This window comes from Myxococcus xanthus (assembly GCF_013116825.1).
Taxonomy (GTDB): Bacteria; Myxococcota; Myxococcia; order Myxococcales; family Myxococcaceae; genus Myxococcus; species Myxococcus xanthus_B.
Genome location: NZ_JABFNS010000007.1, coordinates 79652 through 103703, shown reverse-complemented (window position 1 = coordinate 103703; position 24052 = coordinate 79652). Strand labels below are relative to the sequence as shown.

The following is a 24052-nucleotide window of genomic DNA, read 5'->3' as shown; positions in this document are numbered from 1 at the left end:
CCTTGTGACATGGCGTCCTCACGCTCGCGCGCCAACCGCACCACGTCTCGCTCCACCAGCGCCGCCAGCCGCGTGGTACCGGTGATGGCCCCCGAGGTGGCGCCGCCCGCTCCCGCGCCTCGGCAAGAGGCGCCCCAGGTCTCGGTGGCCCGGATGGCGCCCGAGCCCGTGGTGCCCGAGCCAGAGGTCTCCTTTTCTTCGCCTGAGGACAACGACGACATCGAGCCCGAGCTGCCACAAACAGCCCAGTGGGAGCTGGAGAAGATGGCGCGGCTGGCGGCGCTGGTGGAGCGAGACGTGGTGCGGTTGGCGCGCGAGCGTGAGGACGCCATGTCACAAGGCGACGTGCAGCGGGGGGCGCAGATTGACGCGCTCCTTCAGCGCAACCTGGGACAGTTGCGCGAGCTGCACGACGAGGTCCGCAGGCTGGCCGAGGAGGTGAACGGCGTCGCCCCCGAGGAATGAGCGCGAGGGGGAACGGACGCAGCGGATGGGTGCTACCACTCGCGCGGAGGTCCGGCTGTGGGCTCGTGAACGGGCGGGTTTTTTCTCGCTGGCGAGCTGCACGAGCCCCGCCTCGAGGTCTGCGAGCGAGCGGGCCTCGTAGGCGATGCGGTGGGTGCTGGCCGCGTCGTCGCCTTCCACGGCCTGGAGTCATGGCTCGTCGCGCATGGCTCCAGGCTGGAAGGGCCTCAGGCGCGGATGCTCGTCTTCCGGGCGCCCGCGCGCTTGTAGACCTTGCCCGCCTTCAGCGGGGTCGTATCGCCGCGTCCTGTCGTCTTCTTGGGGCGGCCCTCCTTGCGGTAGGCCACGGCGGCCGCGGACGGCAATGTCTTGCGCCGCGAGGTGCTGCTCTGGCCTGGCTCTGGTTCGGGCAGCTTGCGGCTTTTCGCCGTGAGGCCGCTTCCTGGTGCGTGGCGAGGACTGACGCTGCGGTCCGCGAAGGTCCGTTTCCCCAGGGCCCGCCGGCCGCTCTTCTTCGCGTGGTGCGTGCTGTCCGCGCTGGCGAGCTGCACGTCGGTGGGCTTGAGCTCCAACGTCGTTCCCTGCCGCTTCGCGCGCTTCACGCGCTCCGTCTGACTCTTCTCTGGCATGCAACCTCCAGCGACACAGGTAGGAACGCCGGGTGGGGGATGCCAGGGAGCAATGGTGCAGCCGGGCCCCGGTGCCCAGGTCTGGTGGTGTCGTGGCGCGTCCGTCATGGCATTCCGGGACGGGTTGCGGCGGCGCGGGGGGAGGTGCTCCGATGGTGGTGCCATGCGCCGCGCTCGACTCTCCCTGGACGCGCCGTACCTCTCGCCGGAGTCGGGCGAGTTCCGCATCGTCTGTCCTGGCTGTGGGCATGCCGTCACGGTGGACGCCGAGGCACGCTGCATGAAGTGCGGCGCGAGCCTGGAGGCGGCCTTGAACGCCGCGCGAGGCCCGCCGCCTCCGTTGCCGCCGCGGAGGTTGACCCGGGCACAGCGCGCGGCCGTCTCGCGGCCCAGGCTGCACAAGCACTACTTCGTGGGAACGCTGGCCCTGTGGGCGGGGGGGATGCTGCTCCCGGTGGGACTGTTCTTCCTGCGGCCCCTGCTCCTGCAGTCCGCCATCTTCATCGGGATGGGGCTGTTGTTCCGGCGCACGAGCTGGCCGGCGTCACTGCGGCGCGAGCAGCAGCGCCAGTTGAAGGCATGGGTCTGGGGCTTGCCGGCCGCAGCGGAAATCACGCGGGTGGAGCGTCAGGTGGCGCCCACGCTGCATGCCGGACGCCTGGTACAGCTCGATTATGTCTTCACGGTGCATGGCCAGCGCGTCGAAGGGCGCATGCCTTCACCGCACGCGTCGGACCTGCTGCGGCGCCCGGGAGAGCGCGTGTGGGCCGTCTACGTGGCGGAGGACCCTGGCGCCAGCGCGCTGTGGCCGCCGGGCCCTTGAGACGGGCACGGCCCCCGCCCGGAGGTCGCGGGGCGCGGGCCGCGTCACGACGTGTCCATGCTAGCCGCCGTGAAGGGGCAGGCGCTTCTTCGGCCCGCCGAGGTGCTTCACGTTCATTTCGCTGGGGGCCTTCTTGCGGCCCTTGAGGGTGGTTGCGCGTCGCCGATGACTCTTGGGCTCATGTGCCTCGGCGGCGGGGCCCAGCGTCACGCGCTCCAGCGTCTTCTGCCGCCGCAGCGCGGCCGCGTCATCGTGGGGCATCGTCTTGCGCCCCTTGCTGGCCTGTACGCTGGGTTGGGCTCCGTGCGCGCCGACCCGCCGCCTGTTCTTGATGCCTGCCACGATGGTCCGAACGGCCATGTTGCCTCCCTGTGGGTGAGGTAAGGACGGCGCCACGGCTTTTCCATCCCCCTCCATGGGACGGCGGAGGTCATTGCTCCCCTGCCTGCCGGGAGGCGGAGATTCCGTGCGCTGTCAGGGCACCTTCATTCATTCCTTGTCGAATACCCCCCGGGGGTATATGTCCATCGCGGCAGGATACTCCCACCCAGTATGTCGTCGCCGCCATGCCTCACTCGCCGGAAGAGAAGAAGAAGGCGCTGCTCCGCGTCCGCCGCATCCGCGGTCAGACCGAAGCCCTGGAGCGTGCGTTGGAGTCCGGAGCCGAATGCGGCACGGTCCTCCAGCAACTCGCGGCCATCCGGGGCGCCATCAACGGACTGATGTCCGAGGTGCTGGAGTCACACATTCGGGAGGAGTTCGGTCCGGCGTCCGACGAGGACCCACGCCACGCCCAGCGGGTGCGGGACATGACGGCGCTGGTCCGCACCTATCTCAAGTGAGCGGGAGTCCCTGCCTTCACCCCCTAGCCCCAGGAGCATCCTCATGAAGTCCCGTGCCGCTGTTGCCTTCGAAGCCGGAAAGCCCTTGAGCATCGTCGAGCTCGACGTCGCGCCTCCGCGGAAGGGCGAGGTCCTGGTCCGCATCACCCACACGGGCGTCTGTCACACCGACGCGTTCACCCTCTCCGGGGATGATCCGGAAGGTCTCTTCCCCGTGGTGCTCGGCCACGAGGGGGCCGGCGTGGTGGAGGCGGTGGGCGAGGGCGTGACGTCCGTGAAGCCCGGCGACCACGTCATTCCGCTCTACACCGCGGAGTGCGGCCAGTGTCTGTTCTGTAAGTCCGGCAAGACCAACCTGTGCGTGGCGGTGCGTGCCACCCAGGGCAAGGGTGTGATGCCGGACGGCACCACGCGCTTCTCGTACAACGGCAAGCCCGTCTACCACTACATGGGGTGCTCCACCTTCAGCGAGTACACCGTGGTGGCGGAGGTGTCGCTGGCCCGCATCAACCCGAACGCCAACCCCGAGCAGGTCTGCCTGCTGGGCTGCGGCGTGACGACGGGCCTGGGCGCGGTGAAGAACACGGCCCGCGTGCAGGAGGGGGATTCGGTGGCGGTGTTCGGCCTGGGTGGCATCGGCCTGGCGGTCATCCAGGGCGCCCAGATGGCGAAGGCGGGTCGCATCATCGCCATCGACACGAACCCCGCGAAGTTCGAGCTGGCGAAGGCCTTCGGCGCCACCGACTTCGTCAACCCCAAGGACCATGACCGCCCCATCCAGCAGGTCATCGTGGAGATGACGGGCTGGGGCGTGGACCACTCCTTCGAGTGCATCGGCAACGTGGGCGTGATGCGCGCCGCGCTCGAGTGCGCGCACCGTGGCTGGGGCCAGTCCATCATCATCGGCGTGGCCGGCGCGGGACAGGAGATCTCCACCCGCCCGTTCCAGCTCGTCACGGGCCGGACCTGGAAGGGCACCGCCTTTGGTGGCGTGAAGGGCCGCTCGGAGCTCCCCGGCATGGTGGAGGACGCGATGGCCGGGAAGATTCAGCTCGCGCCGTTCGTGACCCACACGCGTCCGCTGACCGACATCAACGAGGCCTTCGACCTGATGCACGAGGGCAAGTCCATCCGCACCGTCGTCCACTACTGACCATGGAACGCATCGAACACCACGCGAGTTTTGGCGGCCGGCAGGAGGTGTGGAAGCACACCTCCTCCGCCCTGGGCGGCGAGACGCGGTTCGGCATCTACCTGCCGGAGGCCGCGCTGCGCGGCGAGCGCTGCCCGGTGCTGTACTGGCTCTCCGGCCTGACCTGCACCGAGCAGAACTTCATCACCAAGGCGGGCGCGCAGGAGCACGCGGCGCGCCATGGCTTCATCGTCGTCGCGCCTGACACCAGTCCTCGTGGCGACGCGGTGGCCAATGACGCTGCCTACGATTTGGGGCAGGGGGCGGGCTTCTACCTCGACGCCACGCAGGCTCCCTGGGCGCCGCACTTCCGCATGCAGGACTACGTGGCCCGGGAGCTCCCCGCGCTGGTGGAGCAGCACTTCCCGGCCACGGACGCGCGAGGCATCTTCGGCCATTCGATGGGCGGTCATGGCGCGCTCGTCACCGCCCTGCGCCACCCGGGCCGCTACCGCAGCGTGTCCGCCTTCTCCCCCATCGTCGCACCCTCACAGGTGCCGTGGGGCCAGAAGGCCTTCACCGCCTACCTGGGCGACAACCGTGACGCGTGGGCGGCCTGGGACGCCGTCGAGTTGGTGAAGACGGCGAAGGAGCTTCTGACGCTCCTGGTGGACCAGGGCGAGGCCGACGAGTTCCTCGCCACCCAATTGCGCCCGGAGTTGCTGGCCGCCGCCTGCGAGGCCACGGGCCACCCGCTCACGCTGCGGCGGCACGCGGGGTACGACCACAGCTACTACTTCATCGCCACGTTCCTCGCGGACCACTTCGCGCACCACGCGAAGGCACTCGTCGGTTCCGAGAAGGCGCGTCCGTAGTCGCGACGGTCATCCCGGGTTCCGGTCAGCCCCGACGTGACATGTCGGGGCTGGCCGTGTCTCAGCGGGACTGGGTCGACGACCCTTTGCCACGCCGGGGCGGGCGGGTGCTGGTGGTGCTCTCGGGCGGGAACAGCCAGCCGTCCGCGCCGCGCGGGGCGGTGTTGCTGGTCCGCGCCGTCTCCGTGGGCTCCAGGTGCAGGCCACGGCAGCCGCGGCACCAGGACTGGGGCCGGCGCTCACCGCGCATGGTGCGGTAGCCGAAGTCCTGCGCCGTGGGGCCCATGTGGCCGCAGCGCGGGCAGCGGCTCAGGGACGTGACGCCCGTCTCCTTCGCCTTCTGCTTGCCATGCTCCACCACCAGCGCCAGCGCCGCGGCGAACCCCACCCGCCGCTCCGAGGCGACGTGGAAGCGCCGAGCGCGCTTGCGGCCCTTGCCGCCCAGCACCGGTAGCAGGTCCATGCCCCCAAGCAGGTTGCGCTGCTCGAGGACGCGCGTCGAAGAGCTGTTCGTGGTCGAGTGGCTCACGAGAGCACTCATACCGGGGCGGTCTGACATGCCCTGTGGAGGGGGATGCCTGCCCGCCCGCTCCTCGGAGGGGTACTGAACGAAAGTTCAATGAATCCGAGGATCTACACATCCACCCCGATTGGTAGGACGCCGGCGGCACAGGGACGCCCCATGCCGCCGAGTCCCAAGGTGGGCCGGTTACTCCCCTCCGTCCGTGCCGGACATGCCGCCGCCGGTCTCGTTGGCGCCGAAGACGGGCGTGCCGCCGGGCAGGCTGGGATCATGCGGGAGGCTGCCGCGCGGGCTGCGCAGGTAGACGAAGGGCGTGGCGAACAGGAAGTTGGACACGCGCGACGTGTAGATGTCCGCGTACCGCTCCACCTGCCGGGCCAGGTGGCTCTTGTCATTGCCCGCGCGCGTCAGCAGGCCCCAGATGGGATTGGACAGCTCGGTGGCCGCGCGTGCCAGGGGCCCCAGCTCCGCGTCCAGCGCCTCCAGCTCCGTGCGCAGCGTGGCCTGCCGCGCCACCAGCTCCGCCTCCGACGGCGTGTCCGTGCGCGGGCCGTACTGGAAGCGCCGCCGCTGGAGCTCCAGGCGAATCTGGCAGTTCTCCGCCTCCAGCCGCTCCTTCACCACCATGCGCTCGGCCAGCCGGGACTCCGTGGCGCGGAACGAGGCGATGGAGCGCACCTCGTCCTCCAGCTCGCGCAGGATGAGCGCCGTGCGCCAGCGCAGCACGTTCTTCGTCACGTGCACGTCGCCGAACATGTGGTCGCCCACGTAGAGAATCTGGTCACCGCTCAGTCCCAGGTGGCGCTCCAGCTCCACCGCGCTGCCGCCGAAGTACGGCGTGCCGGGCTTGAAGGGGCCCGAGTGCGGACGCAGCAGCGCCTCGCCGCTGGACTCCACCACCTCGAAGAGCGACGAGCGCGTGGTGAAGAACTCTGGCTTGCGCGCGGAGACAATCACCACGTCGAAGAGCTGCCGCCACGTCATGCCTTCGGGCAGGTGCCGGTCGAAGGCGAAGTGCATCATGGGCTCGGTGTAGGCCCACTCGCTGTTGGTGATGAGCAGCAGCTTCTTGCCGGCGTTGCGCTGGTCCAGCAGGGCCAGCGGCGTCTCCGGGTCATCGATGACGTAGCGCTCCGGGTCGGCGATGATCTCCGCCTTCAACCGCCCCTGCATGTGCGTGGCGTCCAGGTTCTTCCGCACGTGCTCGTAGAGGTCCGAATAGCCCATGGGGCCTGGGAGCTGGCCGGCGTCCAGCCGGTCCACGAGCTGCGCGTAGATGCACGCCTCCGATAGCGAGAAGAGCGTGTTGAGGAACACCCAGCGCTGCTCATGCAGGTCGATGATGGTGCGCGCGTATTCGTCGCGCTGGGTCTCGAAGCTCATGGCCTGCGTGCCGTGCAGCGCCTTCTTCACGAAGCCGAAGCGGTTGGCCTTGAGGAGGTTGCCCTTCTCCGTGTCGATGATGAGGCCGCGCATCGGCAGCTCGGGGTCGAACGACAGGTCCGCCACCGGCCAGCCCTGCTCGACGAGCCGGTCGCGGATGTGCTCGTAGGCACGGCGCTCCCACGCCTCCACATGGTAGTGGATGAGCGTGTAATCCATGTCGTAACCCACCGCCTTGATGGCGCGCAGGTTGAGGGTGCGGTTGCAGAACAGTCCGCGCTCGGGCGGGGGACCAGGAATGAACGTGCTCATGGCCCCCCTGGCTTGCCCCGGAGCGCGCGAAAAGTCACTGCTTTCGTCAGGGCCCGTCCGCTGGACGGCGGAAGTCCAGCGGCGCCCCGGCCGGCTCAGGCCTGCTTCGCGAGCTCCGCGTCGATGGCGGACAGCAGACGCGCATCGTCCGCGGCGACGTCCGGTGCGAAACGCGCGGCGACGCGGCCGTCACGCCCGATGAGGAACTTCTCGAAGTTCCACTGCACTTCCGGCACGGGGTTGGCGGTGATGCCGTAGCCCTGGAGCCGGCTGCGCATGGGGCCTTCGCCCACGGCGTCCGGGATGGCGCCCGTCAGCGCGTGGTAGAGCGGGTGCTTGTCCGCGCCCACCACCGAAATCTTGGAGAACAGCGGGAACTTCACGTCGTAGGTCAGCGTGCAGAACGCCTTGATTTCCGACTCGCTGCCCGGCTCCTGGCCCAGGAAGTTGTTGGCCGGGAAGCCCAGCACCTCGAAGCCCTCGGCGCGCTTGCGCTCGTAGAGCTTCTCCAGGCCTTCGTACTGGGGCGTCAGGCCGCACTTGGAGGCCACGTTGACCACCAGCAGGACCTTGCCCTTGAACTGGCCGAGCGACTGCGGGGCACCGTCGATGGACTTGAGGGGAATGTCGTAGAGGTTCTGGCTCATGCCGCACCCTATAACCGCTCGGAGGGGGGCGGGCTGGGGAGATTATAAAATCCAGAAATCACAACTATCCATGGGCCGACAGGAGGTAGGTTCCGCCACCTCTTTCACTCCTTCCCTCTTTGGAGAACTGCCCATGACGTGGACGATTCGGAGCCTGCTCCTTGGTGTCTTCCTGCTGTCCGGCTGCAAGCACACGGGAGGCGGCAGCGTCACCCCCACCCCGACGCAGCCGCAGGCTTGTGATGCGCAGCAGGCGCAAATCTCCCGCGAGGCCGATGAGCGCGCCAGCCCGTGGAGCGTGGACCAGCACCTGGCGAAGAACTTCCCTGGCAAGAAGGTGTCGTGGCTGATGACGGACGCCGCGTACCAGAACTTCGTGGTGAAGCCGAACGCGCAGAACTTTGGCCGCTGCAATGAGAGCGGTTGCTATCTGTTCGCCGCGCCGTCGGAGACCATCCAGGCCGCCGTCGAGAAGTCGATGGTGAATGGCGCGCATGACCCGGCGGTGATTGGCCAGGCGCTGGGCCTGCCGGCGAAGAACTTTGAAGGACCGCTGCGGATGATGACGCTGGACCTGGCGGCCACCGGCGTGTGCGTGCGCCTGCCCGTGGACAGCGACCCGGGCGTCTGGAAGTGCACCAGCGAGGAGGACACGGACTGCTTCAAGTTCGGTGGCTACACCTCTGGCGGCGTGCCGGAGCTGATGGTCATCGACGCGCCCGTCTCCCAGGCAGTGGTGACGGAGATTCCGTGAGCGAGGAGCAGGTCCTCATCCAGAGCCCCCTCATGTACCGGCTGGTGCGCTCGGCGGAGGGGGCGCTCTTCCTCGACGTGGTGGTGGGGGGCATCGCCCAGTTCACGGTGCGCGTGGTCCTCACCGAGCAGGAAGCCGAGGCCTACGGCCGGCTGGGCCGCCCCTACGCGGACCGTCTGGCCATGGATGTCATGGCCAGCCCGGCGTTCGGCGGGCGGGCCGTCCGCGTGCCGTAGGGCGCGGCGTGGGGGGGGCCGTCCCGGGCCACCTTCGGAAGGTGGCTCGGGGACGGTGCTTGCGTGGGCCCGTTGCGCATTCGTGAATGCGCCGCCGCGCCAGGGTGTCGGATGCTGACGTGACGTCACATCCGGCCCGAGCCGCGAAGGATGCTTGCATGAAGATGTCGTGGAGTGGTGCGGTCCTGTCCGCCTGTGTGCTGGGGCTCGCCGCCGGAGCCGCCCGCGCGGAAGAGGCGTGGAAGACGGTGGCGGAGAAGCCTTACGTGGTGAAGGTCCGCGCGCGCCCGGGCTCCGAGGCCAAGGACGTGTGGGCGGAGGGCGAGCTGGCCGCGAGCGCCGCGGATGTCCAGGCGGTGCTGCGGGACGTGGACGCCTACCGGCGCTGGATGCCGTATGTGAAGGAGTCCCGCATCCTGAAGGACCTGCCGGACGAGGGGCAGCTCACGTACACGAAGCTGGACCTCCCGGTGGTGTCCTCGCGCGACTACATCTGCAACGTGGTGTTGGAGTCCAGGCTGGCGGAGGACGGCTCGGGTGTGTTCGCGCAGCGCTGGCAGGCGACGCCGGACGCCATTCCCCAGCGGCGCGGCACCGTTCGCATCCGGCTCAACGAGGGAAGCTGGCGCGTGGAGCCTCGGGGCGAAGGGAAGTCCCATGCCGTGTACCGCTTCACCGTGGACCCGGCCGGCTCCATTCCTGGCTTCCTGGCGCGCATGGGACAGAAGGACGCCGTGGAGGACACCTTCCGCGCGGTGGAGAAGCGCGCCCGGCAGCACGCCGCGGCCCGGGCACGCGCGGAGTGACGCCGGTGCGCCGCAACCGATGCAGGGCCCTGGCCCGGGGAGCGCAAGCCTTGCGCGTTTTCAGGGCTGTAGCGCCGCGCACCGCAAGGCACGCTTCCTGAAAGCATTATCTCCTGCTGGGCCGAGGGGCCGGAGTGGCCGGGGTGGCCGCAGTGGGAGACGAACATGGAGCTGCTGGCTCGGGAGGCCCAGGAAGCATTGCGGCAACGCAGCCACCGGCTGCGCGCTCGGGCCTCGTTGGGGGGGGAGGGACTGTCCTTCACCGAGGCGGAGGAGCAGGAGTTGCGGGACATCGAGGAGGCGCTGACGCGCATCGCCCATGGTGAGTTCGGCCGGTGCGCGCGCTGCGGCGGGGCCATTGGCCGGCACCGGCTGCGCGCTGTTCCGGAGGCCCGGCACTGCCTGACGTGTGCCGCCCTGGCGCGCTGAAGGCCCGCTCCCTGCCCGGGCGGGCGGCGTCGCCTGGCGAGCAGTGCCGCCGTCCCGTCTGGGAAAGAAGCCGTGCATGGGTGCATGTCTAGGGGTATAGACACGCCCGAAATGTGTCCCATGGTGAAGACCGAAGACCTGATTGACGCTCAGGCGGTGGCCGGGTTGCTGCGCCTGCGCCACGCCAACAGCGTCAGCACCTACCTGCGCCGCTATCCCGACATGCCCCGGCCCGTCCTGGACCTGGGCACGGGGCGGCCCCGGCTTTGGCTTCGTCCCCAGGTGGTGCGCTGGATGCGCGCCCGTAAGTCCGAGCAGCTCCGCGCTGGAGGTGAGTCATGACGACCGCTGTTCCCCGTTCCCCGCCCGCCGTGCTTCCGGGCCCCAACGACACCTGCTGGTGTGGCAGTGGCAGCAAGTACAAGAAGTGCCACCGCGGCGCGGACGCCGCCGAGGCGCGCAAGAAGGGCCCGGACGTGCTTCGCAAGGGCATCCGCCCGGGCGTCATCAGCCCGCGCCGCGAGGTGCCGCTCCACATCCCCCGTCCGGACTACGCACTGACGGGCCGCCCGTCGCGCAAGGACGCGGGCTCCGACATCAAGACGCCGGACGTCATCGCCCGCATGCGCAAGGCCTGCAAGGCCGCCGCCGAGGTGCTGCAAGAGGTGGCTTCGCACGTGCGTCCGGGCATCACCACGGACGAGCTGGATGCGATTACCCATGAGGCCTACATCAAGCGGGGCGGGTACCCCAGCACGCTCAACTACCACCGCTACCCGAAGTCGCTCTGCACGTCCGTCAACGAGGTCATCTGCCACGGCATCCCGGACAGCCGGCCGCTGGAGGACGGCGACATCGTCAACCTGGACGTCACCATCTACCTGGATGGTGTGCACGGTGACTGCTCGGCGACGTACTTCGTGGGCAACGTGGACGAAGAGAGCCAGCGGCTGGTGCGCGTGACGCGCGAGTGCCTGGAGCAGGGCATCGCCGCGGTGAAGCCGGGCCGTCCCATCAGCGACATCGGCCGCGCCATCGAGACGCACGCCACCCAGCACGGCATGAGCGTGGTGCGCGCGTACTGCGGCCACGGCATCGGCGAGACGTTCCACACCGCGCTCCAGATTCCGCACTACTACGAGGCCGAGGCCGACACCGTCATGCAGCCCGGCATGATTTTCACCGTCGAGCCGATGATCAACCTGGGCGGCTGGGGTCACCGCACCTGGGATGACGAGTGGACCGCCGTCACCGCCGACGGCAGCCGCAGCGCCCAGTTCGAGCACACCCTGCTCGTCACCGAGCAGGGCGCGGAAATCCTCACCGTGGCGTGAGCCCGTGGACGCGCGCGGCCGGACTCCTCCGGCCGTGCGCTCCGGCTCCCCGGAGGTCGCTGTCAGGGGTGTAGCCCGTCGGGAGAGCGCGGCCCCGCGCAGGGGGGCGCCGCTCAGAGGCCCGGGAGCCCGCTCAGGCATTCGTGCTAGAGATTCCGGGGAGGGGATGTGGCCTCATCGCCACGGGAAATCACCATCTCATGGGTACGGACAGCGCTCTTCCCGAGGAGATTCTCGAGACGGTTCTTCGTTCGATGGACACCGCCGCCGCGGGCCGCTTGCGCTCCGCGCCGGAGGCGCCGCGGGCGCTCGCCCTGGCCCTGCGTGAGGCGGCCTCCCTTCAGTGCGCGGCGCCCGAGCCCCTGGTGTTCGCGCGGCACCTGGGGGAACGGCTCTCCGAGGCGGAGGACCCCGTCGTCGCGCTGGAACGTTTGCACGCAAGGGACCTCGCCCTTGCGCTCGCCTGCGCTCAAGGGACGCCGGGGGCGGCGGACCTCTTCGAAGCGCAGGTCCTGCGCAAGCTGCATGGCTCGCTCGCGCGGCTTCACCCCTCGCCCACGTTCGTGGATGAAGTGCTTCAGGCGCTCCGGGGAAATCTGCTGATGCCTCGGCCCGACTCGCCGCCCCGGCTCCTTGGCTATGCGGGCGTGGGGTCGTTGTTGCACTGGGTCAACATCTCCGCGGTGCGCCTCGCGCTCCGGATGCGAAAGGCCCAGGGGCAGGAGGCCCGGGTGGACGCGGAGATGCTGGCCGCGGACCCCGCGCAAGGCGGGCTGGAGCTGGGGCTGGTCCGTGAGGAGGCCCGCTCGCACGTGCGCGCCGCCTTCGTCCAGGCGGTGGCCTCCCTGGATGACGAGGACCGGGAGTTGCTGCGTCTCCACTTCGTCGAGCATCTGTCGCTGTCTCGCATGGGGGAGCTCTACGGCGTGCACAAGTCCACCCTGTCCCGGCGGCTGTCCGGGGTGAAGGCGCTGCTGGAGACGCGCACGCACGAGGGGCTGACGGAGCGGCTGTCGCTCTCCCAGGAGGAGCTGGACAGCATGATGCGGGCCGTTCATGGCCGTCTCGACGTGAGCCTGTCCGGACTCCTGGCGGCGAAGGAATGAGCTGCCCGGACGAGAACGACCTCGCGCGCCACCTGGAAGGCCAGCTCTCCTCCGAGCGTGAGCAACAGGTGCGTGCCCACGTCGCCGGCTGCGCCGAGTGCCGGAGCGTGCTCGCCGCGCTGAGCCCGGATGAGGCGCGGACCTCCTTCGCGGAGGTGGGGCCGCTCGCCACGGGCACACGGGTGGGGCGCTACGTGGTGCTGGGGCTGCTGGGCGAGGGCGGCATGGGCCGGGTTCATGTCGCGTATGACCCCGAGCTGGACCGCAAGGTGGCGCTGAAGCTGCTCAAGCCGGAGCGTTTCCAGGAGGACTCGCTGGCCCTGGCGCGGCAACGCCTGGAGCGCGAGGCCCGCATCATGGCGAAGCTGTCCCACCCGCACATCGCCAGCCTCCATGACGTGGGCGAGTACCAGGGGCAGCTCTTCCTGGTGATGGAGTTCCTGGAGGGCGGCACGCTGCGGCGCTGGCTGGCGGAGCAACCGCGCCCGCTCCGGGAGGTGCTCGAGCGCTTCCGACAGGCGGCGGATGGACTGGCCGCGTCGCACGCGCTGGGCATCGTCCACCGGGACTTCAAGCCGGACAATGTCTTGCTGACGAAGGGGGGCCTCGTCCGCATCACTGACTTCGGCCTGGCCAACGCGACCCTGGTGCCCGGAGCGGCGGCTCCCGGCGCGGTGACTTCGGCGTCCCTCACCGTCACGGGGACCTTGCTGGGCACGCTGGCCTACGGCGCGCCCGAACAGCTCCGCGGCGAGCACGGTGACGCCCGTTCGGACCAGTTCTCCTTCTGTGTCGCGCTCTACGAGGCGCTCAACGGCCAGCGTCCCTTCGAGGGAAATACGCGTGAGGCCTTGCTGGAGCAGGTGGCGCGGAATGCCGTGCGGCCGGAGCGCGCCGGTGTCCCCGCGTGGCTGCGGGCCGTCGTCCGGCGCGGGCTCTCCGCCGACCCCGCGGAGCGGTTCTCCTCCATGGAGGCGCTGCGTGCGCAGTTGTCTCGGGACCCCGTGGCGCGCAGGCGCACGGTCGCCCTGGTGATGCTGGGCGCGGTCCTGACGGGGCTGACTGTTTTCGGGTTGCTGTCCAGGCCGCCGCCTCAAGCGCTGTGTCAGGGCAGTGAGCGGCACTTCGCGGGCGTCTGGGATGCGCAGATGCGGGAGTCCACCCGGCGGGCCTTCCTGGCCACGAGCGCCCCGGACGCGGAGGCGTCCTTCTCCGCGGTGGCGGCGGCGCTGGAGCGCTGGAAGCTGGAATGGACGCGCGAGCACCAGGAGGCCTGCGAGGCCACGCGGGTCTGGGGTGAGCAGCCAGACCAGGTCCTGGGCCTGCGGATGGCCTGCCTCGACGAGCGGCTGGAGGAGGTGACCCGCGTGGTGGCGGCGCTCCAGAAGGCGGACGCCCGCACCGTGGCGCGCGGCTTCGGGCTGGGGGGCTCGTTGGCGAGCCTGCGGCGCTGCTCGGACGTGAGGACGTTGATGGAGGCCGTGGCGCCTCCGGAGGACCCGGCCGTGCTGTTGGAGGTGACGGCGGTCCGGGCGGAGCTGGCCCGGGCGAACGCGGGGCTGTTCGCGGGGCATACGCCGGAGGCGTTGAAGGTGGCGCTGGCGGCACGGGAGCGGGCCGTACGCACGCGCTACCGCCCGCTGGAGGCGGAGGCCCACCTGCTGTGCGCCACGCTCCAGGAAGACGCCAGTGCGTTCGAGGATGCGCGAGCCTCGCTGGTCCAGGCCGGCCTCGCCGCGGAGGCGGGGCGCCATCATGCCGTGCTGGCCCGGGTGCTCTATGCCCAGGCGTGGTTGAGTGGCCATGACCTGGGACGGACAGAGGATGCCTGGGCCTATCTGAACCGCGCTCAGGCGGTGGCTGAGCCGCTGCGCGACCCCGAGTTCGACGCGCTGTTGAACTATGTCCGCGCCGAGTTGTTCGAGCAGGAGGGACGTTTCTCCGAGGCGGAGCCACTGCTGCGCGAGGCGCTGGACCGCGTCACGGCGAAGGGCGTCTCCCATGCCGCTGCCCGCGCGGAGCTCAATGGACGTCTGGGCTTGCTGGCCCGGCATCAGGGCCGGCTCCTGGAGGCGAAGCGCTGGCAGGAAGAGGCGCTGCGGCTTCAAGAGGACTTGCATGGCCCCGACCACCGCGACACCGCCAGGGCCCTGGTGAACCTGGGCGGCACGCTGGCCCACGCGGGCGAGCTGGCCCGCGCGGAGGCCGTCGTGCAGCGGGCGCTGGCCAGCCTCCGCCGCAGCCTGGGCGAGGAACACCTCGTGGTGGCGCGCACGTTGTCCAACCTGGCCGTCATCTATTTCGAGTGGGGGCGGGGGCCGGAGGCGCTGCGCGCGGCGGAGCAGAGCCTCGCGGTCGCTCGCAAGAGCGTGCCGCCGGAGGGCGCGGACGCGGTGCTCATGGGCATGACGTCGAACCGGACGGGGGTGCTGGGCGAGCTGGGCGCGCGCGAGGCCGAGCTGGAGCAGGCCCGGCGCAGCCTGGCCCACCGTGAGCGCGTGTACGGCGCCACGCATCCGGAGGTCGCGCTGGACCTGCACGAGGTGGGGCGGCTGTTGCGATTGCTGGGGCGCGCGAAGGAGGCTCGGGGCTTCCATGCGCGCGGCGTCGCGCTCCAGGAGTCGTTGCTGGCGCGAGGTGAGCTGGAGGGGGAGGGGCTTCGCTGGCTCGCGGATGCCCTGCTGTTCCTGGGGCGCGTCGAGGAGGCTCGGGGCCACGCGGAGCGGGCGCTCGCGAGGCTGGAGCGGGACTGGGGGCCGGTGGCGCCGGAGCGCATCAAGGCGCTGGTGCTGCTGGGCGACATCCATCTGGCGAGGCGCGCGCCAGCGGAGGCGGTGGCGCCCTTGAGGACGGCGCTGGCGGCGCTCGCGAGCGAACAGGTGACGTCCGCGCGGGTTCCCCTGGCGCGGCGGCGGCTTGCCCAGGCCTTGCGTCTGTCCGGGGCGGCTGACGAGGCGTGTCAGGAGGCGCGCAGGGCGTGGCTGGAGTGGGAGCCCTGGCGCAAGGCCTACCCAGGTGAAGTCGCCGAGGCTCGCGCCGAAAAGGACCGCTGTCCGCGCTAGCCGTCCGATTTCGACGCAACGATGGCTCCCGGGATGTCTCTTTGTGGGGGGCAAATCCCCATGAACCTTTTTCCGGGAAGTTCCGATGAAGAACCTGACGCGTGCGTTGGTGCTGTCGCTCTCCCTCCTCGCTGTGGCGTGTGGTGACTCCAAGGAAGACGACAAGGACGGTGAAGGAGGCGGCGGAGGAGGAGGGGGCGGCAACGCGCTCCAGTGCTCCGCGGTGGGGTGGTGCACGACGTGGAGCGCGGACACCAACGAGGTGACGAACGCACCGCCTCTGACGGGGGGCACCCTCCGGGAGGGCACCTACCGCGTCGAGCAGGGCATCGGCTACGACGCGGCGATGGTCCTCCGTGGCAACTCCGTCATCCTGCTGGGGGGGAGCTGGAACAACTACCTGGGCACCTGGAAGGTGAGCAACGGGAAGCTGGAGCTGACCCGGGCCTCCTCATGCGACGACTACAGCGAGGGGCCGCTGGACAACCTCGTCACCGAGGTCCATTCCTTCGCGGTCCGGGGCGACGAGCTCTTCACCCAGGACCAGGACGACTCGCGGGGGACCATCCTCCGTTGGAAGCGGGTGAATGACCTGTGTGAGGAGAGCGCCTCGTTCAAGTGTCGGGGGAGCGTCTGCTCCTGTGCCACGACGACGAACAAGCCCATGACGGGGCAGCAGAGCTGCGCCGGGTGAGCGCCGGGGCTCAATCTCATGAGCTCCTCCTCCGTGGCGTGAGTCCGTGGACGCGCGTGGCCGGACTCCTCCGGCTGCGCGCTCCGGGCTCGGCGGTCGCTCTCAGGGCGCGTATCTCGCCAGGAACACCTTGAACTGAAGCGACACGAAGAGCGGCTTCGGCGCGACCAGTCCCGCATGGGCGAGCATCGCGAACAGGGCGGCATCGGATTCGATGGGCCGCAGCGTCATGAAGCGCTCGCGCCGACGCTCCAGTTCCTCCCGTGGGGTGCCATAGGCCCGCCATCGCCGGAGCTCCACGTTCAACAGCTCGGGGTCCATGCCGATGCGGCAGCCTACGACGAGAGGGGCTCCGGGCTTGAGCCGACGGGCGACTTCCCGGAGCAAATCGAGGCGGGCTGCTTCACCCTCCACGTGGTGAAGGACGCCCATCATCTGCGCGCCATCAAAGAGGGGGCCGGACGGGAGCGTGTGGAGCTCGCCGTGGTGCAGGTGCGTGCGCGAGAGGAGGCCCTCCGCCTCCAGGCGCTTTTGCGCGACGTCGAGCATGGCGTCGGAGGGGTCCACGCCCGTGAAGCGCCAGCCGGGGACGTCGAAGCGGGTGTAGGGCATCAACTCCGCACCCGTGCCCACTCCCACGAAGAGCAGCGAGGCCGCGTCCTGGCCGTCGAGCTGGGCCGTCAGCGTGCTGACGCCGAGTTCATACAGGGCCTGGGTGCCCGCGAGCGCGACGGACGCCTGGGCGTCGTAGTGAGCGGCGCGGTCCGCGCCAAATCCTGGAACGATGTGGTGGGCGGGATGGTGGTGGTCGTGAGCCATGAGAGGTCCTCGGAAAGTCGTAGTGGGCTTCGAGGATGCGTTCTGGCTCGGGTGAATGGGAGGGCGGGGATTCAGGTGGGATCGGCGGAAGCGCAGGTCCGTCCCACGGCTGCCATCCAGGCGAGTGAGGGCGGCGGCGCGTTTCACTTCGAAAGGGGGCCCCCCATGGTGAACGCGAGCCACGCCTGCCGCGGCGGTCAGGCGTGCTTGAGCGCGCGAGCGCGGTAGGCACGAGGCGAGAGACCGAACGCTCGCGTGAAGCTCGTCGTGAAGTGGGACAGGTCCCCGAAGCCGGCTTCCAGGGCGACGTCGGTGATTCGCGCACGGCTGCCGCGCAGCGCCGAGGCCGCCACGCGAAGCCGTGTGGCGATGACGAGTTGGCGGGGGGTCTGCCCCGTCACTGCTCGGAACATGCGAAGGAAGTGAAAGCTCGTGAGCCCCGCGACGTCCGCGAGCGTGTCCAGCGAGCAGTCCTCCATGAACCTTGATTCGAGATACCGCAGGACCCGGGCCACTCTGCGCGCCTGAAGGTCGGAGACCTCCACCCGTGTCTCCGTCGGGTTGCTTCCCAGCGTCACCCCCGCGTCCACCACCGCCAGTGCCGCCTCTCGCAGGTCCTCCACCTGGCCACTCTCGAGTGCTTGTCGCGCGAGGAGCACTGCGTTCACCGATGTGAGCGACGCCGGAGCGCAGACGCGCGCGAAGGGGCGCGTTCCTCGATGGGAGCGCCCCAGCGAGCGGAGGGCATCGTCCAGTAGCGCGTCGGAGCACTCGATGACGAGCGAGCGGTCCCCTCCATCATCGACGTGCCGGAACTCATAAGGCGCCGACCGGTTCCCGAGCACCAGCGCGCCCGGCCCCACCACCGCGGCCCCCTCGGGGCTCCGGACATGGAACACGCCGGACAGCACGACACTGATGCAGACCTGTGCGTGCTCGCCGCCGAAGATGGGGCTGCGGGCGCCTGCTCGACAGACACAGTCACTGATGTCGAAGGCCTCGCCCTCGCTGAGCGCGTGATAGCCGGGAGCCCGTTCGGGAAGCACCGCAACATTCCCAAAGTTTCGCCTCATGGGCCGATGCTATCCCGACCGCCGTGGTGCTGAAGCAACGTCCAGGAGGAGCCGTACATGGCGGGGATGTCGTCGATGCGAGGCGTGCTCTTGATGATGACGCTCTGGGAGCTGGGCTGTGGCGCACACGGTGGACGGCCCGCGGAGGCGCTGGAGAATCACGGGGGCACCTGCACGCCTGAACTCTACGGCGCGGGGCTCTTCACCACCGGGGCCTGGGACTTCTTCATGGCCTTCTCTCCAGACCAGCGACGCGTGCTCTTTGGAAGGGCAGATGACCGTTTCCAACACTATACGCTCTACGAAACGCAGCTGACCGATGAAGGGCACTGGTCCCGTCCGGTGCTCCCGCGCTTCGCCACCGAGTGGAGCAACGCGGACCCACACTTCTCACCCGACGGGCGCACGGTGTACTTCATCTCCAACCGTCCCGAGCCTGGGGAGCAAGGTCCCCGAAGCTCGTATGACATCTGGGCCGCGTCGCTGGACACCGACGGAGCATGGGAGGACGCGCGACGCCTTCCGGCTCCCGTCAACGACAAGCACCGCGACGAGTGGTCACCGGCCGTGGCCGCCAATGGCAATCTCTACTTCGGGGGTGAGCGAGACGGCACATTGGGTGGCAGCGACCTCTGGGTCTCCCGCTGGGTCGACGGCGCCTACCAGCCGCCAGAGAACCTGGGGCCCGCCATCAATTCGTCGGTCCATGAGCTCGAGCCGTGGATTGCGCCTGATGAGCGCTACCTCATCTTCAGTGCACTGCGGCGGGAAGACGGCCTGGGCGGATACGACTTGTTCCTCAGCCGCAAGGTGGATGGCGCATGGACACCTGCACGCCGGCTCTGCGAAGGCATCAACACGCCCGCGAGCGACTACAACCACAGCGTCTCCCCCGACGGAAAGTGGCTCTACTTCAGCAGCACGCGCCCCTTCACGGGCGACGTGGGGGCACGTTTCGATGCGCCACGGGATGACAGCGCCGTCCAGGGCATTGGCCGCGGCACGGGGGACATGTACCGCATCCCCATGAGCGCGCTGGGGTTGTGAAGCCGGCAGCGGAGCGCGTCCTCCTGGCCGGCTGCGCGCGCGGCTCGGGCCGTTGAGCCGGTGCTACCGTTGACCCCTCGTCAGCCCCATGCGAGAGGGGGGCGTATGTCCGACTGGAAGCGCCTACAGGAACTCAACGGCGGCGACGCCATCTGGTACTCGGAGCCTCAGCTCGATGTGAAGGACGAGGTCTGGCTCTACTCGGCGGGGGGCGAGCTGCGAGTCTGGAGCGCGGGCACCCTCTACAAGCCGGAGCCCAAGGCACTGAAGGTGTCCGCTCCCGTGACGGGGCGCTTCACGCTCTTCAAGCTGCTGTCCCAGCTCTTCGTCGACGTGGAGGTGCGCGGAGAGAAGGCCGTGGTCCGCCGAGGCACCCTGAACGGCGCCCACCTCGTCTCCCTCTGCGACGCGTCGGACGTCGAGGCCCTGGTGGCGCGCTACCGGAAGCTGGGCTTCCGCGATGGCACGCCCTGGAACGCGAACCGGAAGCGCATCACGGTGCGGGAGTATCGCAAGGGTGCCTCGACCCAATGGGTCATCTGGGTCGATGGGAATCGGACCGTCGAGAACTACCGCAAGGAGACGGCCGCCGGCAGCCGCGAGGCCGCCATCCAGCGGGCGGAGCAGCGCATCCGTGCCCAGGAGAAGGCTGGCTTCGTCCTGCGCAACGTGGAGCTCCGGGACGCTGCCCATTCCAACCCCGAGCCCGCGGCTCCGAAGGGCGCGCCGAAGAAGCCCGCTGCTCCCAAGGCGCCCACCTTCTCCAAGCCGCAGGACGCGTTCGCGGCGGTCGACACCGCCATCGCCATGCTCAAGGACCTTCACGCGCGCTACCCCAAGGCGCACTTCGTCGCGGAGCACCTCGACGTGAAGAAGGAGCCCAAGCGCATGGGCTCGCTCGACCAGAATCTGTCCTTCTTCAAGCGTGTCTACAAGCACCGCATCGGACGTTGGAATGGCGTGAAGGCGCTCAAGCCCAGGAAGACAGAGTCGAGCTGGGATTACTTCCTGCGCGTGTACGGCTCCATCACTTGGATTGTGGACAACGCGGTCGACAATGGCCTGCCCACGTTCCCGTGCGGAAACGTTTCGGGAGGAGGCTGGAGCTGCCTGGAGATCGCCGACGACGTCTATGACCTCGACGGCCTCGTCGAGGCGACTGGAAACGCGGAGCTGGAGCGCCTCACCGTGTTCCACGGCGGCTGGCACACCGGCAGGTCCTTCGCCTTTGACCTGCGCACGAAGTCCCCGACGCGCGAACACGCCGTGGTCGGCTTCGATGAGAGCATCCAGAAGCTGCCCAGGATGACGAAGCCCGAGCGCATCCAGCCCTTCGGGTTCTGGCTCCACAAGCGCGTGACGCAGTTGACGCGCATCGTGGAGGGCAACCTGCGCGAAGTGCTCTGAGTGGGCCGGCGAGGAGGGGCCGGCCTGGGGCTCACCCCTCCTTCACCCAGGCGCGGAGCTTCGGGCATGGAATGGTCGTGGCGAGCGACTCTTCCATGCTGAGCTCATAAGTCGAGATGGCGCCTGGCAGGTCGTGGCCCGCGATGTCTCCGACCGCCTGCATGGCCGTGCCGATGCGTGGGTCGACGCGCGCGCCGTGCTCGGCGAGGAAGCGTTTGATGGTGGCGCGCCACGCCACGCCTGCCTGAGGCTGCTGGGTGACTTTCAATGCGGAAAGGGCCTTGCAGAAGTCGCCGTAGAATTCACGCAACCGGGTGGCTGCCGCCGTCCGTTCCGCCTCCGTGGTCCGGAACCGCGCCCATAGTTCCACCTGCACCCGCTCGTCATGGTTGCCTGGAAAGGTCGGGAAGGACCAGGTCTTCACCCGCTCTTCCACGCAGCCTGGGTCGAGGAACAGCGATCGCACGCCCCATGCCTCCGTCTGTCTTTCTTCTTTCTGGACCTTGCCGTCTGGCGCCAGGGTGAAGCGCACCCGGATGCGATCATCCGTGTCGGGGCCGGCCTTCCAGGGAACGAACTCAATCGAATGAGGGGCCTTGCCGTTCCCGCGCTGGATGGAGACCAGGCGCATGCAGGACGCGAGCGTCTGGCGTTGGTTGTCGAAGGCGCGTCGCACGGCATCAGGTGACAGGCCCGGCGAGGTCTCCACCCGTTCCGCCGGGGAGACCTCCGCGGCCTGCGCGGTGAGGAGCGAAGACACGAGCGTGAGGGCCGAGGCGAGGCGGCGACAGTCAGGGAGGCTGGGCATGGCGCGGACGATAGCAAGGCAGGGCATGGCACCGGCTATCGGACGAGCCCCTCATGCTTCCTCACGGGAGGCGTGCACGGCGTCTGGACCGGAGCGCGCTGCATCAGGCAGAAGCGCGAGGGCGTCAGCGCCTGCACCACCACGTGCCCGGAGCGCTCCATGCGCAGCGTGTCGCCAGGGTGCAGCACGTAGTCTCTCGCATCGCCCTCGCAGGTGAGCCACAGCATGCCTTCGCGACACGTCAGCGTCAGCGGATGTCCGCTCCGGGTGCGCTCGCTCCACAAGGCGCCCTGGGCCAGGTGAACCGGGCCCACGTTCCGCGTTGGCGCTGCTTCGAGCCGCAGCCCGCTCACCACCGTCCTCATCCAGTCCCACATCACCGCGTCCTCCAGGGCGCCAACATGCGCTCCCGGGCGGATGCGGAACAGATTCAGTCAGGTGAGATTGTTATCGGTACAGTTCTGCTCCAATGAACTGTGCCGGTCGCCGTCGGCGGGAGCTGTATCTGGGCAACGGGCCCGTTCTCGTCTCCGATACCGGCCGTGGTGGATGCGGCTCACCTCGGGAGGAGCCATGGGCGCGGTGGCACACAAAGCAAAGCTCTACGAGCAGGTGGCCGAGCGGCTCGCGGATGCCATCTCCGCGGGCACCTTGCAGCCTGGAGACAGGCTACCGTCCGTGCGGCAGCTCAGCCTGCGCGAGCGGGTGAGCATCTCCACCGTCCTGCAGGCCTACCTGCACCTGGAGTCCCTGGGGCTCATCGAGACGCGCCCCCAGTCCGGCCACTACGTGCGCCGCCGTGAGCGGCCCCGGCTGGCGGAGCCCCAGGTGTCCCGGCCCGCGTCCAGCGCCACCGCTGTCACCGTCAGCGGGCTCGTCGCGAGCGTCTACCGGTCCATGGGGGATGCCCACATGGTCAAGCTGGGCGCCGCCTCGCCTGCGCCGGAGCTGCTGCCCGTCCGCAGGCTGTACCGCGAGCTGAACGCGCTCAGCCGCGAATCGCGCGACCGGAGCATCCAGTACGACGCGCTGCCCGGGTGTCCGGAGCTGCGCCAGCAGCTCGCGCGCCGCTCCCTGGACTGGGGCTGCTCGCTGGCCGCGGACGACTTCATCACCACCTTCGGCGCGTCCGAGGCCATCCACCTGTGCCTGCTCGCGGTGGCCCGCCCGGGAGACACCATCGCCATCGAGTCCCCCGCTTACTACGGAACGCTGCAGTCCATCGAAGCGCTGGGCCTGCGCGCGCTGGAGATTCCGTGCTGCCCACGCAACGGCATGCAGATGGAGGCGCTGGAGGCGGCGCTGACGCGGCGGCGCATCGCCGCGGTGCTGGCGGTGCCCAGCTTCAGCAATCCGGTGGGCAGCTGCATGCCCGACGTGCGGCGCCAGCGGCTGGTGAACCTGCTGGATGCTCACGACGTGCCGCTCATCGAGGACGACATCTACGGAGACCTGCACTTCGGCGCCGAGCGTCCGCGCGCATGCAAGGCATTCGACACGCGCGGCAACGTGCTGCTGTGCAGCTCGTTTTCGAAGACGCTCGCGCCGGGCTTCCGCGTGGGCTACGTGGCGCCGGGCCGCTTCCGGGAGCGGGTGGAGTTGCTCAAGTTCTCCACCTCCGTGACGACCGCCACCGTGCCCCAGTATGCGATTGCGCGCTTCCTTCAGAATGGAGGCTATGACAGGCATCTGCGCTCCTTGCGCCGCCGGCTCGCCGCGCAGGTGGAGCGCATGGCCGAGGCGGTGGCGGAGTTCTTCCCCGAAGGCACGCGCGTGACGCGGCCCTCGGGCGGCGCGCTGCTCTGGGTGGAGTTGCCGCGGCAGGTGGACTCGCTGGCGTTGAGTGCGAAGGCCCTGGATGCGGGCATCAGCATCGCCCCGGGGCCCATCTTCTCCGCGCGGATGGATTCCTATCGCCACTGCTTCCGGCTGAACTGTGGCCACCCGTGGACGCCGCGCATCGAGGCGGCCATGTCCACGCTGGGGGCGCTGGCGCGCGGACTGACCTGACGTCGGGCTCAGTGCGCGAACAGCAGCCCCGCGCCTTCTCGGGCCGCCCGGTCCACGGCGCGGGAGATGGCCTCAATCGCCGGGGCGGGGGCTGCTGCCCGGCCGGTCCGTGTCAGCTTCAGGCGGAGCGACGTCATGAAGCGGGCCCAGTTGTTCATGGGCATGTAGTCAGGGGGGCCGCTCAGGTGCTGGCGCAGGTCGTCGCGCACGTGCCGTACCTCCGCGGCCGTCCAGTAGCCCATGGAGGGGAAGTTGCGTCGCAGGCCAATGCCCTCCGCCACGGTCCGGTCCGGCGCCCGGCCCCAGACGAGGTGGCGCCACAGCTCGAACGTCCGCTCGGGACAGTTCTCTCCGATGACGACGTCCGAGGCGCGGACCTGCTTGTCGGTGGGCTTGAGGTCCGTCGCCAGCTCCATGCCCTCTGGAATGCCCAGTTCCTCGCAGGTGAAGTAGTCGGACAGCTCATCGAGCAGGTCCAGCATCGCGTCCGCGTGGCGGGTGGGGGGCTTGCGCAGGGACTCGGCGCCCTGCTGGAGCAGGTGGTCCACGAGGCCGAGGAGGGCCATCAGCTCCTCGTCCGACTCGATGTCGGCCAGCTCCTCCGCGTTCAGGTGCTCTGTGTTCTCCCGCCAGAGCCAGTCGCGGAAGGCCGCGAGCCGCGCCGGCGTCAGCAGGGGGACGAGTCCGTCGGGCGGGGTCAGGTAGATGAAGACAGGGGCGCTCATGAGCCCTGTCTACTCCGATGAGCCCCCCGTTACATCGGAGCACGGCGCAATCCGTTCTCGGAGAGGGGCCATTGGGGTCTGCCCGGCTTCTATCCATCCTGTCGGGACGGC

General features: G+C 69.4%; 27 protein-coding genes. 17 read left to right on the top strand and 10 right to left on the bottom strand.

Going from position 1 to position 24052, the window contains the following annotated elements; genetic code table 11:
• Positions 1 to 465, top strand: a 465-nt coding sequence (locus HNV26_RS03740; RefSeq protein WP_216611762.1) for a hypothetical protein, incomplete at its 5' end; no start/stop codon positions are given.
• A gap of 227 nt (positions 466 to 692) precedes the next feature.
• On the opposite strand, the gene HNV26_RS03735 is transcribed toward HNV26_RS03740, so the two are convergent.
• Positions 693 to 1094 (bottom strand): hypothetical protein, encoded by a 402-nt coding sequence (locus tag HNV26_RS03735; RefSeq protein WP_171440031.1) that lies wholly within the window; start codon positions 1092 to 1094, stop codon positions 693 to 695.
• A 163-nt stretch (positions 1095 to 1257) separates the two neighbouring features.
• Here HNV26_RS03735 and HNV26_RS03730 point away from each other — a divergent pair, with 163 nt between their 5' ends.
• Positions 1258 to 1917, top strand: a complete 660-nt coding sequence (locus tag HNV26_RS03730; RefSeq protein ID WP_253816192.1) for a hypothetical protein — start codon at positions 1258 to 1260, stop codon at positions 1915 to 1917.
• A 60-nt stretch (positions 1918 to 1977) separates the two neighbouring features.
• Here the strand turns inward: HNV26_RS03730 and HNV26_RS03725 are convergent, their stop codons facing one another.
• A complete protein-coding gene (locus tag HNV26_RS03725) occupies positions 1978 to 2277 on the bottom strand; it encodes a hypothetical protein (protein ID WP_253816191.1) in 300 nt (99 codons plus the stop codon).
• A 206-nt stretch (positions 2278 to 2483) separates the two neighbouring features.
• Between HNV26_RS03725 and frmR the strand changes: the two genes are divergently transcribed.
• Genes frmR through fghA form a run of 3 tightly spaced genes read left to right on the top strand, consistent with a single transcriptional unit; the run spans position 2484 to position 4766 of the window.
• Positions 2484 to 2759, top strand: a complete 276-nt coding sequence (frmR, locus tag HNV26_RS03720; protein ID WP_002636402.1) for a formaldehyde-responsive transcriptional repressor FrmR — start codon at positions 2484 to 2486, stop codon at positions 2757 to 2759.
• A gap of 43 nt (positions 2760 to 2802) precedes the next feature.
• On the top strand, positions 2803 to 3912 hold the full coding sequence (locus HNV26_RS03715; RefSeq protein WP_171440028.1) for an S-(hydroxymethyl)glutathione dehydrogenase/class III alcohol dehydrogenase: 1110 nt from the start codon (positions 2803 to 2805) through the stop codon (positions 3910 to 3912).
• 2 nt (positions 3913 to 3914) lie between these two features.
• Positions 3915 to 4766, top strand: coding sequence for an S-formylglutathione hydrolase (gene fghA, locus HNV26_RS03710; protein WP_171440027.1), 852 nt, complete (start codon positions 3915 to 3917; stop codon positions 4764 to 4766).
• Positions 4767 to 4827: 61 nt separating this feature from the next.
• Here fghA and HNV26_RS03705 read toward each other — a convergent pair whose 3' ends face one another.
• The 3 genes from HNV26_RS03705 to HNV26_RS03695 all read right to left on the bottom strand — a co-directional run bounded on the left by HNV26_RS03705 (position 4828) and on the right by HNV26_RS03695 (position 7631).
• Positions 4828 to 5325, bottom strand: a complete 498-nt coding sequence (locus HNV26_RS03705) for a hypothetical protein (protein ID WP_011557011.1) — start codon at positions 5323 to 5325, stop codon at positions 4828 to 4830.
• A 150-nt stretch (positions 5326 to 5475) separates the two neighbouring features.
• A complete protein-coding gene (locus HNV26_RS03700; RefSeq protein ID WP_171440026.1) occupies positions 5476 to 6984 on the bottom strand; it encodes an HAD-IG family 5'-nucleotidase in 1509 nt (502 codons plus the stop codon).
• A 95-nt stretch (positions 6985 to 7079) separates the two neighbouring features.
• Positions 7080 to 7631 (bottom strand): glutathione peroxidase, encoded by a 552-nt coding sequence (locus tag HNV26_RS03695; RefSeq protein ID WP_171440025.1) that lies wholly within the window; start codon positions 7629 to 7631, stop codon positions 7080 to 7082.
• 133 nt (positions 7632 to 7764) lie between these two features.
• On the opposite strand from HNV26_RS03695, the gene HNV26_RS03690 reads away from it, so the two are divergent.
• The 9 genes from HNV26_RS03690 to HNV26_RS03650 all read left to right on the top strand — a co-directional run bounded on the left by HNV26_RS03690 (position 7765) and on the right by HNV26_RS03650 (position 16052).
• Positions 7765 to 8385 carry a hypothetical protein gene (locus HNV26_RS03690; RefSeq protein ID WP_171440024.1) on the top strand — a complete coding sequence of 207 codons (621 nt, stop codon included), beginning with the start codon at positions 7765 to 7767 and terminating at the stop codon, positions 8383 to 8385.
• Positions 8382 to 8621: a hypothetical protein gene (locus tag HNV26_RS03685; protein WP_011557007.1), complete on the top strand. Its 240-nt coding sequence runs from the start codon at positions 8382 to 8384 to the stop codon at positions 8619 to 8621. The genes HNV26_RS03690 and HNV26_RS03685 overlap by 4 nt, the downstream gene beginning before the upstream one ends.
• Before the next feature lie 158 nt (positions 8622 to 8779).
• Complete coding sequence (locus HNV26_RS03680; RefSeq protein WP_253816190.1) at positions 8780 to 9427, top strand: START domain-containing protein; 648 nt, start codon at positions 8780 to 8782, stop codon at positions 9425 to 9427.
• A 165-nt stretch (positions 9428 to 9592) separates the two neighbouring features.
• Positions 9593 to 9856, top strand: a complete 264-nt coding sequence (locus tag HNV26_RS03675) for a TraR/DksA family transcriptional regulator (RefSeq protein WP_171440022.1) — start codon at positions 9593 to 9595, stop codon at positions 9854 to 9856.
• Positions 9857 to 9976: 120 nt separating this feature from the next.
• Positions 9977 to 10198, top strand: a complete 222-nt coding sequence (locus HNV26_RS03670) for a hypothetical protein (RefSeq protein ID WP_171440021.1) — start codon at positions 9977 to 9979, stop codon at positions 10196 to 10198.
• Positions 10195 to 11190 (top strand): type I methionyl aminopeptidase, encoded by a 996-nt coding sequence (map, locus tag HNV26_RS03665; RefSeq protein WP_171440020.1) that lies wholly within the window; start codon positions 10195 to 10197, stop codon positions 11188 to 11190. Before HNV26_RS03670 ends, map begins: the two co-directional genes overlap by 4 nt.
• 200 nt (positions 11191 to 11390) lie before the next feature.
• Positions 11391 to 12296 (top strand): transcriptional regulator, encoded by a 906-nt coding sequence (locus tag HNV26_RS03660; RefSeq protein ID WP_436410028.1) that lies wholly within the window; start codon positions 11391 to 11393, stop codon positions 12294 to 12296.
• Positions 12293 to 15358, top strand: coding sequence for a serine/threonine-protein kinase (locus HNV26_RS03655; protein ID WP_171440019.1), 3066 nt, complete (start codon positions 12293 to 12295; stop codon positions 15356 to 15358). The genes HNV26_RS03660 and HNV26_RS03655 overlap by 4 nt, the downstream gene beginning before the upstream one ends.
• 85 nt (positions 15359 to 15443) lie before the next feature.
• The gene (locus HNV26_RS03650) at positions 15444 to 16052 is read left to right on the top strand and encodes a hypothetical protein (RefSeq protein WP_171440018.1); all 609 of its coding nucleotides are present in this window, start codon (positions 15444 to 15446) and stop codon (positions 16050 to 16052) included.
• 102 nt (positions 16053 to 16154) lie between these two features.
• Here the strand turns inward: HNV26_RS03650 and HNV26_RS03645 are convergent, their stop codons facing one another.
• Positions 16155 to 16871, bottom strand: a complete 717-nt coding sequence (locus tag HNV26_RS03645; RefSeq protein ID WP_171440017.1) for a class I SAM-dependent methyltransferase — start codon at positions 16869 to 16871, stop codon at positions 16155 to 16157.
• A gap of 197 nt (positions 16872 to 17068) precedes the next feature.
• A complete protein-coding gene (locus HNV26_RS03640; protein ID WP_171440016.1) occupies positions 17069 to 17944 on the bottom strand; it encodes a helix-turn-helix domain-containing protein in 876 nt (291 codons plus the stop codon).
• Between the two features lie 57 nt (positions 17945 to 18001).
• Between HNV26_RS03640 and HNV26_RS03635 the strand changes: the two genes are divergently transcribed.
• Both HNV26_RS03635 and HNV26_RS38145 read left to right on the top strand, forming a co-directional pair.
• The gene (locus HNV26_RS03635; protein WP_171440015.1) at positions 18002 to 18991 is read left to right on the top strand and encodes a PD40 domain-containing protein; all 990 of its coding nucleotides are present in this window, start codon (positions 18002 to 18004) and stop codon (positions 18989 to 18991) included.
• Between the two features lie 105 nt (positions 18992 to 19096).
• Positions 19097 to 20398 (top strand): hypothetical protein, encoded by a 1302-nt coding sequence (locus HNV26_RS38145; protein ID WP_244172147.1) that lies wholly within the window; start codon positions 19097 to 19099, stop codon positions 20396 to 20398.
• 31 nt (positions 20399 to 20429) lie between these two features.
• On the opposite strand, the gene HNV26_RS03620 is transcribed toward HNV26_RS38145, so the two are convergent.
• Positions 20430 to 21206, bottom strand: a complete 777-nt coding sequence (locus HNV26_RS03620) for a hypothetical protein (protein ID WP_253816189.1) — start codon at positions 21204 to 21206, stop codon at positions 20430 to 20432.
• Positions 21207 to 21241: 35 nt separating this feature from the next.
• Entirely contained in the window at positions 21242 to 21583 is a 342-nt protein-coding gene (locus tag HNV26_RS03615; RefSeq protein WP_216611761.1) for a DUF2917 domain-containing protein, read from the bottom strand.
• A gap of 196 nt (positions 21584 to 21779) precedes the next feature.
• Between HNV26_RS03615 and HNV26_RS03610 the strand changes: the two genes are divergently transcribed.
• The gene (locus HNV26_RS03610) at positions 21780 to 23216 is read left to right on the top strand and encodes an aminotransferase-like domain-containing protein (protein ID WP_253816188.1); all 1437 of its coding nucleotides are present in this window, start codon (positions 21780 to 21782) and stop codon (positions 23214 to 23216) included.
• Between the two features lie 8 nt (positions 23217 to 23224).
• On the opposite strand, the gene HNV26_RS03605 is transcribed toward HNV26_RS03610, so the two are convergent.
• Positions 23225 to 23941 carry a hypothetical protein gene (locus tag HNV26_RS03605; protein ID WP_171440011.1) on the bottom strand — a complete coding sequence of 239 codons (717 nt, stop codon included), beginning with the start codon at positions 23939 to 23941 and terminating at the stop codon, positions 23225 to 23227.
• Positions 23942 to 24052 lie beyond the last annotated feature (111 nt).

Coding starts and splice junctions, on each gene's coding strand:
- HNV26_RS03605 (WP_171440011.1), bottom strand. CDS start 23,941: ATGAGCGCCCCTGTCTTCATCTACCTGACCCCGCCCGACGGACTCGTC.
- HNV26_RS03610 (WP_253816188.1), top strand. CDS start 21,780: ATGGGCGCGGTGGCACACAAAGCAAAGCTCTACGAGCAGGTGGCCGAG.
- frmR (WP_002636402.1), top strand. CDS start 2,484: ATGCCTCACTCGCCGGAAGAGAAGAAGAAGGCGCTGCTCCGCGTCCGC.
- HNV26_RS38145 (WP_244172147.1), top strand. CDS start 19,097: ATGTCCGACTGGAAGCGCCTACAGGAACTCAACGGCGGCGACGCCATC.
- HNV26_RS03680 (WP_253816190.1), top strand. CDS start 8,780: ATGAAGATGTCGTGGAGTGGTGCGGTCCTGTCCGCCTGTGTGCTGGGG.
- HNV26_RS03650 (WP_171440018.1), top strand. CDS start 15,444: ATGAAGAACCTGACGCGTGCGTTGGTGCTGTCGCTCTCCCTCCTCGCT.
- HNV26_RS03735 (WP_171440031.1), bottom strand. CDS start 1,094: ATGCCAGAGAAGAGTCAGACGGAGCGCGTGAAGCGCGCGAAGCGGCAG.
- HNV26_RS03730 (WP_253816192.1), top strand. CDS start 1,258: ATGCGCCGCGCTCGACTCTCCCTGGACGCGCCGTACCTCTCGCCGGAG.
- HNV26_RS03690 (WP_171440024.1), top strand. CDS start 7,765: ATGACGTGGACGATTCGGAGCCTGCTCCTTGGTGTCTTCCTGCTGTCC.
- map (WP_171440020.1), top strand. CDS start 10,195: ATGACGACCGCTGTTCCCCGTTCCCCGCCCGCCGTGCTTCCGGGCCCC.
- HNV26_RS03620 (WP_253816189.1), bottom strand. CDS start 21,206: ATGCCCAGCCTCCCTGACTGTCGCCGCCTCGCCTCGGCCCTCACGCTC.
- HNV26_RS03655 (WP_171440019.1), top strand. CDS start 12,293: ATGAGCTGCCCGGACGAGAACGACCTCGCGCGCCACCTGGAAGGCCAG.
- HNV26_RS03700 (WP_171440026.1), bottom strand. CDS start 6,984: ATGAGCACGTTCATTCCTGGTCCCCCGCCCGAGCGCGGACTGTTCTGC.
- HNV26_RS03670 (WP_171440021.1), top strand. CDS start 9,977: ATGGTGAAGACCGAAGACCTGATTGACGCTCAGGCGGTGGCCGGGTTG.
- HNV26_RS03725 (WP_253816191.1), bottom strand. CDS start 2,277: ATGGCCGTTCGGACCATCGTGGCAGGCATCAAGAACAGGCGGCGGGTC.
- HNV26_RS03615 (WP_216611761.1), bottom strand. CDS start 21,583: ATGTGGGACTGGATGAGGACGGTGGTGAGCGGGCTGCGGCTCGAAGCA.
- HNV26_RS03635 (WP_171440015.1), top strand. CDS start 18,002: ATGGCGGGGATGTCGTCGATGCGAGGCGTGCTCTTGATGATGACGCTC.
- HNV26_RS03660 (WP_436410028.1), top strand. CDS start 11,391: ATGGGTACGGACAGCGCTCTTCCCGAGGAGATTCTCGAGACGGTTCTT.
- HNV26_RS03695 (WP_171440025.1), bottom strand. CDS start 7,631: ATGAGCCAGAACCTCTACGACATTCCCCTCAAGTCCATCGACGGTGCC.
- HNV26_RS03675 (WP_171440022.1), top strand. CDS start 9,593: ATGGAGCTGCTGGCTCGGGAGGCCCAGGAAGCATTGCGGCAACGCAGC.
- HNV26_RS03645 (WP_171440017.1), bottom strand. CDS start 16,871: ATGGCTCACGACCACCACCATCCCGCCCACCACATCGTTCCAGGATTT.
- fghA (WP_171440027.1), top strand. CDS start 3,915: ATGGAACGCATCGAACACCACGCGAGTTTTGGCGGCCGGCAGGAGGTG.
- HNV26_RS03705 (WP_011557011.1), bottom strand. CDS start 5,325: ATGTCAGACCGCCCCGGTATGAGTGCTCTCGTGAGCCACTCGACCACG.
- HNV26_RS03715 (WP_171440028.1), top strand. CDS start 2,803: ATGAAGTCCCGTGCCGCTGTTGCCTTCGAAGCCGGAAAGCCCTTGAGC.
- HNV26_RS03640 (WP_171440016.1), bottom strand. CDS start 17,944: ATGAGGCGAAACTTTGGGAATGTTGCGGTGCTTCCCGAACGGGCTCCC.